The organism is Shewanella gaetbuli (assembly GCF_023284065.1).
Classification (GTDB): domain Bacteria; phylum Pseudomonadota; class Gammaproteobacteria; order Enterobacterales; family Shewanellaceae; genus Shewanella; species Shewanella gaetbuli.
In genome coordinates, this window is the sequence record NZ_JAKIKP010000008.1 from 26,140 (window position 1) to 38,663 (window position 12,524).

General features: G+C 39.4%; 9 protein-coding genes and 1 tRNA gene. 7 read left to right on the top strand and 3 right to left on the bottom strand.

Features of this window, described 5'->3' with window-relative positions:
- The first annotated feature begins 51 nt into the window (after window positions 1–51).
- The 4 genes from scpB to L2672_RS11470 all read left to right on the top strand — a co-directional run bounded on the left by scpB (window position 52) and on the right by L2672_RS11470 (window position 2,528).
- On the top strand, window positions 52–657 hold the full coding sequence (gene scpB / locus L2672_RS11455) for an SMC-Scp complex subunit ScpB (RefSeq protein ID WP_248995989.1): 606 nt from the start codon (window positions 52–54) through the stop codon (window positions 655–657).
- 5 nt (window positions 658–662) lie between these two features.
- Window positions 663–1,535 carry a 23S rRNA pseudouridine(2605) synthase RluB gene (gene rluB / locus L2672_RS11460; protein WP_248995990.1) on the top strand — a complete coding sequence of 291 codons (873 nt, stop codon included), beginning with the start codon at window positions 663–665 and terminating at the stop codon, window positions 1,533–1,535.
- A 159-nt stretch (window positions 1,536–1,694) separates the two neighbouring features.
- Window positions 1,695–2,024 carry a hypothetical protein gene (locus L2672_RS11465; protein WP_248995991.1) on the top strand — a complete coding sequence of 110 codons (330 nt, stop codon included), beginning with the start codon at window positions 1,695–1,697 and terminating at the stop codon, window positions 2,022–2,024.
- Between the two features lie 418 nt (window positions 2,025–2,442).
- Window positions 2,443–2,528, top strand: a tRNA-Leu gene (locus tag L2672_RS11470).
- A 479-nt stretch (window positions 2,529–3,007) separates the two neighbouring features.
- Here the strand turns inward: L2672_RS11470 and L2672_RS11475 are convergent.
- A complete protein-coding gene (locus L2672_RS11475) occupies window positions 3,008–3,283 on the bottom strand; it encodes an HU family DNA-binding protein (protein WP_248995992.1) in 276 nt (91 codons plus the stop codon).
- Between the two features lie 357 nt (window positions 3,284–3,640).
- On the opposite strand from L2672_RS11475, the gene L2672_RS11480 reads away from it, so the two are divergent.
- From L2672_RS11480 to rplY, 3 genes are all read left to right on the top strand, one after another.
- Window positions 3,641–5,266: a L,D-transpeptidase family protein gene (locus L2672_RS11480; protein WP_248995993.1), complete on the top strand. Its 1,626-nt coding sequence runs from the start codon at window positions 3,641–3,643 to the stop codon at window positions 5,264–5,266.
- 294 nt (window positions 5,267–5,560) lie between these two features.
- Window positions 5,561–6,112: a peptidoglycan L,D-endopeptidase MepK gene (mepK, locus tag L2672_RS11485; protein WP_248995994.1), complete on the top strand. Its 552-nt coding sequence runs from the start codon at window positions 5,561–5,563 to the stop codon at window positions 6,110–6,112.
- A 177-nt stretch (window positions 6,113–6,289) separates the two neighbouring features.
- Window positions 6,290–6,574, top strand: a complete 285-nt coding sequence (gene rplY / locus L2672_RS11490; RefSeq protein WP_248995995.1) for a 50S ribosomal protein L25 — start codon at window positions 6,290–6,292, stop codon at window positions 6,572–6,574.
- Between the two features lie 75 nt (window positions 6,575–6,649).
- Here rplY and tamB read toward each other — a convergent pair whose 3' ends face one another.
- Entirely contained in the window at window positions 6,650–10,582 is a 3,933-nt protein-coding gene (gene tamB, locus L2672_RS11495) for an autotransporter assembly complex protein TamB (RefSeq protein WP_248995996.1), read from the bottom strand.
- Window positions 10,582–12,360 carry an autotransporter assembly complex protein TamA gene (locus L2672_RS11500; RefSeq protein WP_248995997.1) on the bottom strand — a complete coding sequence of 593 codons (1,779 nt, stop codon included), beginning with the start codon at window positions 12,358–12,360 and terminating at the stop codon, window positions 10,582–10,584. The genes tamB and L2672_RS11500 overlap by 1 nt, the downstream gene beginning before the upstream one ends.
- Between the last annotated feature and the right edge of the window lie 164 nt (window positions 12,361–12,524).

Here is a 12,524-nt window from a genome sequence, read left to right on the forward strand (position 1 = left end):
ATCTAAATTAAGAGTATGTCTAAACTAAGAGTTTGAATAAGTTATAAGCTGATGCAAATAAACCCGACTCAATTAAAACAATTAATCGAAGCCAGTTTGTTTGTGCTAGCTAAACCTATGACGATAAAAGCATTAAAAGAAACTGTCTTGGCAGACTTTAGTGTTTCGAGGGTGAAGATTAAAGCGGCTGTTGAAGAGTTACAGCAAGAATACCAAGATCGCGGGGTTCAACTAGTCAAAGTGGCTGGTGGATATCGCTTTCAAACCCAAGAAGTACTCAGCCCTTTTTTACAGCCATTGTGGCAAGAAAAATCGCCTAAGTATTCTCGAGCAACCATGGAAACCTTAGCCGTGATTGCCTATCGTCAACCGGTGACCCGTGGCGATATTGAACAAATAAGAGGTGTGGCAATCAGCAGCCACATTATAAAAACCTTAGCTGATAGACATTGGATAAAAGCCGTGGGACATAAAGAAGTGCCTGGAAGACCCGCACTTTACGCGACCACTACTGAGTTTTTATCTTATTTTGGCTTAAACAAATTAGCTGATTTACCTGAGCTAAATGATGTTGAGTCATTACAAGCGATGTTTGAAAAAGCCCAGCAAGGGCCTGAAGAGTCAGAGCAAACATCGCCACAACAAACTAAAGAGTAATACTAATGAGTGAAAAATTGCAGAAAGTCTTGGCCCGTGCAGGCCATGGCTCCCGTCGTGAGATGGAGGCATGGATTGCTGCAGGTCGAGTTAGTATTGATGGCGAAATCGCTAATCTTGGCGATCGCGTTGAAGCAGACGTTAAAGTTCGAATTGATGGTCGAGCTATTTCATTAAAAGCCGCCGATGAAGTGATTTGTCGTGTACTGGCTTACCACAAACCCGAAGGCGAGATTTGTTCTCGTAAAGATCCTGAAGGTCGCCCAACGGTATTCCAACGATTACCTAATATGCGTGACTCTCGTTGGGTTGCTGTAGGCCGTTTAGATATTAACACTTCAGGCTTGTTACTATTTACCTCTGACGGTGAATTAGCCAATCGCTTAATGCACCCTTCAAATGAAGTTGACCGTGAATACGCGGTGCGTACTTTTGGTGAAGTACCAGAAGCTGCTGTGCACCGCTTACGCAATGGTGTCACTTTAGAAGATGGCCCTGCAAAATTTGATAGCATCAAACCTGCCGGTGGTGAAGGTATTAACCAATGGTGGCATGTCACCTTACGTGAAGGCCGTAACCGTGAAGTTAGACGTTTATGGGAGTCTCAAGAGGTTCAAGTGAGCCGTTTGATCCGTATTCGTTATGGCATGGTTGAGTTACCTAAATCATTACCTCGTGGTGGTTGGTTAGAATTACCGCTTGATCAAGTAAACTACTTACGTCAGTTAGCAGGACTTGAGCCAGAAACACGCTCTTTGCTTGGTCACGACAAACACAGTGTTGCTCGAGCAAAAGTGAAAAGCGCTAAAATTAGACGTGCTGTACGTAAAACTAAAGTTAGTGGTGGGAAAACCAAAACCCCAAGACAACGCAGTTAATCGTTGTAATTGTTTATTAAAGGCCGCTTATGCGGCCTTTTTCATTTCTTGAATTAATGGATTTTTAGGTCTACGTTTAATGCATTGTGCCACTTCGGTTTAACACAATTTTATCCATTAATAAGGTTTGCTTTGTCATAACTTAAGGAGCTTGTCAATATGAAGACGATAATCGGCATTTTGGTCAGTTTTATGTTATTTGCTTGTGCATCAGCACCATCATGGAAGGGGATGTCTGAAGAAGAAATTTCACAATGGAAAGAAAATGGCTTTGACGCAAAATCTGCCCAAGTATGGCGCAAAGGCGGTTTTAATGCTGAAGAGTCTAAGGAGTGGATGACCGCTAAATTTGATGTTGAATCAGCAAAAGATTGGTCAAAAGAGAAATTTAGTGTTGAAGATGCAAAAAGTTGGAAGCAATCTGGTTTTGATTTGGATGATGCCGTTGAAGAACGCAGTAAAGGGCTTACACCTGTAAAAGCCAAATAACTTAGAAGTATCTTAGTTAATTGCTATAGCAATATTTGTTGGAAGCTTTACTTCGGTAAAGCTTTTTATTTTGCTATTTAAAATATACTGTTGTGGTGAGTTGGACTTTAAAAGCGAGTCAATTGGTTACGAAATTTATTATTGTTTATTGGTTGGTCTTCAGTTGTGGGCACTGAACAAAGCAAAAAGTCTGTAGACTCGAATTAAAAAAGAATGTGTATCTGTTTAATATATTTACAGTAAATGGATGAAAAAACTCCGCATTGATGGTTTTTAAATCATTTGAGTCGGTTGAACGAAATTAACGGTTGCGTGGTTTTAAAAAATCAGTAAAGTATGCACCAAGTTCAACGGCGCAAGGTAACTTGTTAAGTTGCAAACAGATTCTACGAGTTGAAATTCAATTCGTCACAGTTTTGCCCGAGTGGTGGAATCGGTAGACACAAGGGATTTAAAATCCCTCGCTGAATAAGCGTGCCAGTTCAAGTCTGGCCTCGGGTACCATTATTAAGTCTTTAATCTTCAATGATTAAGATGATGGATAAACAAGCCTCAACGTTAAGTTGGGGCTTTTTTATTGCTTCAAGGTTATTTTTTGAAATCAAAATCCCTCGCTGAATAAGCGTGCCAGTTCAGCTTTTAATTGAAGAGCAGGGCCTCGGGTACCATTATTAAGTTCGCACTTTTTAAAGTCGGATGATGGATAAACAAGCCTCAACGTTAAGTTGGGGCTTTTTTATTACCTGAAATTTAGTATTTTGAGGGGAACATTTAAATTAGGTTTTGGCTTAAAAGCGTTACCTGAAAGACGTTATTGTTTGTAATCGGAATAACGTTATAAGGCGTTGCCGTATTGGGCTTGGTTGACCATTGACTTAATGACGAGGTGTTGGCCTCCAGAATGACAGGGTTGAAACACTTGGTAATACAAGTGTTGGGCCATTCTGGATGGATTTTATAGGCAATAAACTAATTACAAATTTTTATGGATTCAACTGCATTTTTAAGTGATTTGATACTTTAAAGCTAGGTTGGTTAAAACCATCAATTTCAATTACTTCACCTGTTTGAGGGTTACGGCCATTTTTAGGTAAATGAAAACGCAGTTCGAAGGTGCCAAACTGAGGGATATAAACTTTCTCACCTTCACATAACGCTTGGTGAATCGTGGCAATAATCTGTTCTAGCTGAAGCTTACATTGCGTTTGTGGTATACCTAAATCTTGTGACATTTTAGAGACAAGTTGTTTCTTATTCATCAAAAAACCAATCTAAATTCAATTTGCGGGTTTTATAACAACTATTGATTGCTACGCCCAGTTAACTCTTGTTTAAGTGTTTCTGATAGCTTGCTTTTTCGGCAATAGATAACAATTCATTATCAAACTGAACAAAGGTTTCTCCGTTAAAACTAAAGACTGACATTAAAACAGGATAAAAAACTGTCATACAAGCGTGATGATTTTTTGCCATACTTTATGATCTGTAGAGTCAATACCGATCGTTTTTTGAGTCTTTTTTGAGTCATCGTTAGCTCGGTTACAAGTCCCCATGTTAGCTCTAGACTTATTGTCAGTTGATTATTTAAGGTTTAATGTCATTACACAGGTGGTTTTGTGGTTAGATTTAATACCAACAATTTCAGGCGCGACGTTATTAGCTTAGGTTTTATCAGGCTAGGTATTAGCTTTGTGGCTTGTGTTTGTTTGGTATTTATATTTCAGAATCGTGTAAATGGGCAAGATTTCGATGAATCTGAATCATCTTTTAGCCTTAATTCTCGTGCTTTGAGTTCTGTTTCACAGTCCTCCTCATTAAATAATGTTCCTATTCAAATTAACTCGTCTTTTAATCAGCAAGCTATAGATGAGCATATACAGCTTTTAGCTTTGGGGACCAATGAGCATTTTTTTGATGAGTTATTAAGTCGTAAGCAATATCAAACGGATAAGAATTCTCAATATAATCAGCAAGCAACAGAGGCTATTATTCAGTTTTGGCATGGTCATGGTGTCAATCTTCCTTATATAGGCAATGACATTAATGAAAATATTCAACCTCAAGGCTCATCAGGGCAGTTTTTTTCCTTAGAGCCCTCTGCCGATGATTTCTTATATGTGACGAATCACATTCGTCGCCTTATGTGGCTAGATAAGCAAACACAATGGAACAAAATAGCGTTAAATGGCTTACTTAGGTTGGGGGATGGGCATCGAGCAATCAAACAGATTAGTCAGCGATTATGGTTGTTAGGAGATTTAGTTGAGTTTGATGAAAACGAATACACTTATGGTAATGATTTAGCCTTTGCGGTTAAACGGTTTCAACAGCGTCACGGATTAACTGCTGATGCGGTGATAGGCCCCAAAACGGTGTATTGGTTGAATTTAACCCCCAAACAACGAGCACGAATGTTAGCTAAGAATTTTATCAAGAAAACGATTTATTTAGCCTCATTGCCTGAACGATATTTATTGGTCAATATTCCATCTTATGAAATGTTCTTGGTAGATGATTATCAACCAGTGCTTCATTCTCGGGTTATTGTGGGTAGGGCGTATCGCCAAACTCCAATAATGACAGGGGAAATTTCCAACGTGGTGATTAACCCAACTTGGACGGTGCCTAAAAACTTAATGCGTGCAGATATTCTGCCTAAGATACGTGAAAATGGTCATTATCTTACTGATGGTCAATTTGATGTATTTGATTACAGTGGCAGTGCGGTGTCTAAGTCTGCTGAAGAATGGCAGTCTCTTGCTGGTAAGCCGTTTCCGTATCGTTTGGTACAAAAGCCAGGTAACATTAACGCCTTAGGGCGCTATAAATTTCACTTTAAGAATGATTCCAACATTTATTTACATGATACCCCTAATAAAGCCCTGTTTGCAGAATCTGAAAGGGCATTGTCTTCTGGCTGTATTAGAGTTGAAAAAGTACAAGATTTAGCCCGTTGGTTTGCAGATAACTTGATTATTGATAAACGAACATGGAAAAGATTGCAGTCTGATTATCACTCCACTCAATGGTTTGCTTTTCACGATACATTACCTGTACATTTTGTGTATTGGACTGCATGGGTTGATTCGCATCATTTGGCTCAATTTAGAGGAGATATTTACCAGAAAAATAGCGCCTATAAGCCACAATCTATTGAGGTTGGTCATTCTTCTGAAACTAACTTTGATTCTAATTCTGCACTCAGTTTAGAGGTAAATGAAACCTTTCTTAGCGCCAAATAACCCATCATGTTTGTATAATTTTTTTGTTCTCTGTTGCTAGACTGTTGTAATTTTGCAACTCAGCAGAATTTTGAATAAATATTTACGTTTGTATTAACTAATTGAGCTAACAGTAGTCTTTCATCAAATCTTGATATTCCCTGATTTTTCTCATCATTGAATACTTGCATTTATCATCACTTCAGTTTATTTTTCACTCCAATTGAGTAAAAAAACGACAATACCCAGAGCGCTAAACAGTGATGTTGCCCAGATGGTATTGCATTTTAATGGTATGTATTAATTGGTGCGCAAATGTCTGAAGTATGTCCTGCCCGTCGGCAGGTTTTGTTAGGTCTGAGTGGAACGGCCTTGGCTGCAATGTTGCCTAAAACCGCTCAAGCGAGTCGATCGACTAAAGGGTTTAAAGATTTAAGTTTCTATAATCTTCATACTGGTGAAAGAGGTGAAGGACACTTTTGGATTGATGGTCAATACCAAAAAGAAACGTTGAATACTTTTAGCCAAGTATTGCGAGATCATCGCCAAAATATTGCCGCACCTATGGACAAGCGTTTATACGAATACTTATTCCAGTTGCAAAACGTGCTGAATAATAAAGATGAAATTCATGTTATTTCGGGATATCGCTCGCCTAAGACGAATCAAATGCTAGCGGCTAAAAGCAACGGTGTTGCCAAGAAGAGTTATCACATGAAAGGGATGGCAATGGATATCGCTATTCCAAGTGTTAATTTAAAAGAGCTTCGTGATGCAGCTATTTCATTACAGTTAGGTGGTGTTGGTTATTACCCTTCATCGGGTTTTGTGCATATTGATTGTGGGCCAGTAAGACGCTGGGGATAAACTTTTCATTCAAAATGCGTGGCTATTTTAAGCTCTCAAGCCGCTGTAAAATGAGTTAATAGCATAATTAGCTTGTTGGTGGGCTAGTTAGTATGGTAATATCCGCGCGCTTTAATTGCGTCATTGTTGGTCGAAAGCAATGACACCTATTATATTATTTATTAAGTGAGTATTAACATGTCTTATACTATCCACGCCGAAATCCGCACTGAAATCGGGAAAGGTTCGAGCCGCCGCCTACGTCATGCAGATATGGTTCCAGCTGTAATCTATGGTCCAGGTAAAGAGCCTATTTCTATCAAGTTCTTACACAAAGCGATCATCAACATTCAAGAAAACAAAGATTTTTATGATGGTATCACTATCGTTTTAGACGGTAAAGAAATCAAAGTGATCCCACAAGCTATGCAGCGTCACGCGTATAAGCCTCTTATCGAACATGTTGACTTCAAATTTGCTTAATTGCTAATTTGACAAAAAGCGCCAATTTGGCGCTTTTTTTGTGACTGAATTTTGATGGATTATCAGATAGGTAAATTAATCAAAGTCATAACTGTAATAGATATCTAGTGATTGACTAATGGTGCCAGAAACAGATTCTAAATAAAGTTGTGAGAATAAGTAATATCTGACTGTCATTTCATAACCAGGGTTAAATACTCCAATACCGTATTTAATCATCAGATCTTCACCAATAAACCCACTAATAGCGACACGCCCATCATCGTTTGCATTCAATTGCACATTTGAGAAGCCAAATTTTTCAATCACTCCGCGTGCTGTAGAACCTATATTATTGATTGCGCCTCCATCAACTTGTGCGCCTAAGCTAAGTGCGGCTCCCATCATCAATGAGTTATTTTGTTCGTTACTGGTGTTATTAAATCCTTTGCCTGTCAGAATATAAGATAGTACCTCAGCTTGTTCTTTTGAGGGATTCGAAAATACACTGACTACAGGGCTTGCAGGTGTGCCTGTTACCCTTACACCCGCAATAATATCTTCTTCTTTAATCTCTTTTGTTGCTTCAATGTTGAGGTTAGGGACCTCAACTGGCCCGACAAACTGCACTTCACCAGCATTAATTTTTAGGGTTTGCCCCATAAATTTGTAGTTGCCATTCATGACCTTAATGTCACCAAATAACAATGGGGGTTTAAATGCTTGTTGTTGTAATCTTAAGCTTCCTAATAACTTACCCGTTAGCCCCATTCCATCTACCGTTAAGTTATCACCTACATCAATATTTATATCTGCGACAATGGCATAAGGGTTGGTTTTGACCTCTAGTTCTGAAATGGAGTCGTTAAATACCACGTCATCCGACAAAGCAACGCCCCCTTCAGAAAGTTGCATAATTTTGATTTGTCCTGAAGGTACAGAAACGGCACCTTTCAAAGCGATTTGTTGCATATCAAATTGAATATTCAGATCCGGTGATACATCTAAAATAGCTAACGGTGGCTGAATGACAGCCAATTTTTCACCTTTTACATTAATATCACCTGAAATTTTTCCGTCAGGCCAATATAGTTTGCCATTAGTTGTGGCTAAGCCTTCGCCCATATACCATTTTCCGTCTATGGTTGCTTGCTGGCCGTATAATTGTAATGTGAGATCGGTTTGCTCAATTAAGGTGGGGTTTGATGATAATGCAAATGCCCCTTGGGCCAGTTTAAGTTGGCCTGTGAGCTCGGGAGTCATTAAGCTTCCTGCCAAGTCTATTTTGCTCGACAAATTACCTTGAAGCGTTTCGAGGCGCGGGAAAAACTCACCAAAAGGCTCTAGATTAAGTGAGTTAATATTGAGGAACCCCTCGATAGCTCTATCAGGTGTGACATTGATGTTTATTTGAGTGTCTAAACTAGCTATCCCAGTAGAGTCTGCGCTGATACGTGTTTTAAATTGTTTTTCGTCTAGGGTTGAGGCCAAAATAAGTTGTTGGTAATCAATATCGACGATGTTATTAACGTTTCTAACTAACTTTATATTCCCCGGTAATAATGTGAAATTAAGCGTTGCAGTGGGTTTGCTTTTTGGCTGCCACCTAATTTGCGACGTTAATGCTGCTTCACCATCCCATTGAATATTTTTAGATAAAATGGGGGCTAATAACTGGCCAGGGTTGCCACTAAAATTAATGTCTGCTTGGCCTTTATTACCCAAAGATACCGTATTAGTGAGGCATAATTTGTTTTGTGGGTGAGTTAAACAAAAAGCATCAATACTGCCTTTGTTGTTTAATTGGTCCCAAGTGATATCAATAGGGTCATCTAATTGCCAATGGCCTAAAACATTATCAATATTAAAAGTGCTGAATTGTGCAAAAACAGTTTGTTTGTTGGTATCTGTTTGGCTATTTAAGTCTGTTGAAATACTGATGTCTCCAGCCGTTTTGAATGCGGTTTTTTGGCTACTTTCGTTACCCTGACTGGTTAATTTTAGGCTATCAAGCTTATAGCCTTTAAAATACATATTTTCACTATTTAATTCAGCGGTGTATTGATGTTGGTTTAACGGTAAATAGTGAGCTTTTAAGGTTGTTATGTCTAACTTGCCCCCACTGTAACTGGCTTGTTCTATTGAGGCATCTATATCAACAATGGGGTTTTTACTATTGCCGGTCACATCGACTTTAGCATGAATACTTCCTCGTGCGCCGGTCACCCACTGGCTTAAGTCAGGCACATCTAATTTAGCATCAATGTCCCATATTTCATCCGCTCTGCCATTGATAAATAAACTGGCACCTAAAGCTTCTGCATTTAAGTTTTGTGCATTTACCGCTAAGTCTTGATTAATATGCACTTGGCCAGAAACCGTTAATGGATATCCGTTCATTCTGCCTTTCAGTTGAGCGTCACTAATACCAGCTTGCCAGGTTTTTCCTGTCGCTACTCCAGAGGTTGAAAAATTGCCATTGATTTTACTTTTAAGTGGTGTGTACTCGTTGAGCCAGTCAATATTTTGTAATCGAATATCTTCAACATTCACCTGTGCTAGCCAAGAGATTGTATTGTTAAAACTCACATCACCAGAAAGCTGGATATTACCTGCTTGAGAAATTAACGATAACTGATAAAAAGATAACGCCTTATCGGTGTAACCTAACGATGACGCAAGCGCTAATTTGGGGTGGTATGGGCTGGTAAAGTGACCAGCGACAGTGGCTTGTAGATCATCAATATTGCCTTTGGCTTTCAGTTGTTTGATTTCGGCAAGATATAGCGGTTTAGTCAATGGCCATTGTAATAGGCTCTCTTTAACTTCGGCTTCAAATGGCATTGTGGCTTTGGTGAGGTCAATAATTCCTTGCAGGTTAAGTATTGATTTACCACTTAGGTTGGCATTAACCGCTAATTTACTAAAGTCGTCATTAATTTCTAATTTAAGGATTTGCTGTGTAAAGCCGGCTAATTCGCTAATATGATCAATGTCTGCATGCGCTTTGATGTTCATCGGGTAATGATCGATTAATTGAATATCGCCAATAAGGTCGACTTCACCATAGGTGTGATTGACTAATAATTGGCTAAGGCTGATGTGATAGTCAATATAACTACCTGAAATAGCAATATGGCTAAATTTGTCTTGTCTATTACCTAATTGTAATAGGCTGTCTTGCGAAACTAATTCTTTAATAAATAGTTTAAAGGGCATTCTCACAGCAGGCAGCTCGGCCATCGCCCATTGTTCAGCTTGTAGATTATCTTTGGAAGCGTCATCAGGTTTATCGGCTAATGGAATAATCACTTCTAAACCAAGGCTGCTAATATGTTCAACCTCTAATCCGCTTTCATTCCATATTGCGCTTGCTTTCAAATTTTCGGCGTTATAGGCCATGTCATTAACCGTGACAGTAACTTTTGATAGGTTTGCATCATGTAAACTGATGTCGAAAGGCAGTCTTAGATATTCATCTGTCGTTGCTGCATCATTAGTTATTTCAGCAGAATCTGATGCATCAATTGTATTAGGCTCTTTGTCTGAATTAGAGGCAAACTGACTGGTTTGAATATCAACTGCAACTTTAGAGGCATGTAGGGTTTCAACGCACAATTGCTTGTTAATAAAGCACCGTGGTGTCCAACGGAGTTGTAAATCATTTAATTCAACTTTAATCCCGTCCATTTGCCAAAATGCATAAGTCAGCGCAAGGTCATTATTCAATGTCCCTGATTGATAGTCTAATTCAACGTTGGGTAATAGTTGACTGGCAATCGTTACCGCCACTTTGGTGCCAATGGGAGTACCTAATGCTAGCGCAATCAATACCAATAGAATAAGTGGGATGTATATCACTAGCCGCGTGTAGAATTTGAAGGTACGCCATAACTGGGTTAATAGTCCACGAATAAGCGAGGGCGGCTTAGGTTTAGGTTTAGCTTGCGCGGTATCTTGCGTATCCTTGTTAGGCGTGTCTGTTATTTGTGGCTCAGTGGCTTTAGTATCGGGCGTGTGAGTCGGCATTATAAATCTGTCCCCATAGTTAAATGGAAACGGAATGAACGGTTAACGGTTTCGGTTTCTTTTAAACCAAAACCGACATCTAATTTTATTGGCCCAATCGGTGAAATCCAGTGTACGCCGCCGCCCACAGACACTAATGGTTCAAATTGGTCTGTGTCGAATGCATTACCAGCATCAACAAAAGTCCCTAGGCGCCAAGAAGGCGTTAGGTAATATTGATATTCAATACTACCGACTAATAGATAACGGCCACCAATCACTTGACGAGAAACTCCGCCTTCACTGTTTTCATAATCAATATAGGGGCCGAGCTCTTGATAACGGTAACCTCTTATCGATTGATCGCCACCGGCAAAATAGCGCAATGATGGGGCGATGTACGGAATATTTTCGTTTTTGGCAATATTCGCGCCTAAGTCTAAGCGTGTGACAAAACGGTGCTTATCAAAGAAGGTATCAATCCACTTTAACTTAGCCTGCAACCTTGCCAATCGAATGGTTGAACCTAAATAAGGGTCGGCATATTCGACCGTATAGGTTTGTCTAAAACCAGACTTTGGATCAAGGGTGTTATCACCTCGAATCGTTTTAGATAAACCCACGCCAAATAATAAGAAATCAGGCGAGTAGTCAACATCTAACTGATTATAGTTTTCTTTCATTACTTCTAAAGAGTAACCAAATAACCAATTGTTTTGGGTGCGTTTTTGTCTTAGCAACCCAATGAGGTATTTTTCAGATTCTAATTGCCCGGTGTTTTCAAACTTCTTATCTTCAGCATTATAATCTTGGGTCACACCGTATTTATCCCTTAATAAACCAACCCGAAGTTTCAGTTGATCATCAAGAGGGTGACTCATTGGAATCGTATAAGTGGTTAACAATTTCGGGCGGTCAGGGGCCCACTCTGCAGTGGTTTCTTGTTTGTGACCAAAGCGGTTAATTTGTGGTGTTCGCCAAGTGACTCTAATTCTTGGGTCAATGGCATTTTCGCTACTATTGCCCATATCAATACCGGCACCCACCTCTAAAGAGTGACTAGGCTTGGATGACAGCTCAACTTTAACCGGTACCATCGATTCTGTTAACTCGTCTGTTTGAGGAAGCACCTTAATATTACTAAAGTAGCCAGTATCAATCAGGTTGCGGTTTAATCGACCTAATTGCGACGTTGAATAAGGGGTTTGCTTTTCAAATGGAACTAACGCTTGGACGATATTTTCATTTAACGTATGACCTTCAAAATTAACATCACCGAGACGGTATCGTTGCCCAGATTGGAAGTGTAAATTAATTTGAGCGGTATTTTTGTCGCGATTAATGACAATTTCTGAGCGAGAAAACTGGCCATCAAAGTAGCCTCTTGCTAAGGCTAAGGTCAATAATTGAGATTTTATGCTTTCATAAACGCCATGATGGAGCACGTCACCGGGTTTAATGGTTAAACTGTCCAGCCAATTTCTAAATGCGGCATCTTCCAGCATCTCTCCATCGAAGTTGATATCTACCCATTGTAATGTAACAGGGTCGCCCGGTTTTACGCTGATATTGAGTTGCCAAGGCTTTGACTCAGATTCAAGTACATTAGTATCAACAGTGGCTTGATAAAAGCCCATACTTTTTAATGCTTCATAGGTACTTTCTTCAACACCAAATAAAAATGCCCGGCGTTGTATTTCGTTTGCGGGTAATGCACCTAGGTGAGCTCGAATATTTTGTTCTAAGGCTGGGGTGACGCCAGAAATAGAGATAGATAACCAATCATCAGCCGCCTGCACTCCTTTGCTGCAAAAAACAGCGAGTGTCAGTAATATAAAAAAGGCAATTGTGTGGTTATTTTTGAACAAAATTAAGGTACTTATCTATTAATCTTAGTTTTGTGTATATTGTCGCTAGAAAGCGCTAAAGTCGCAAGGTAAACCAAGGCTGAATTTAATCCAAA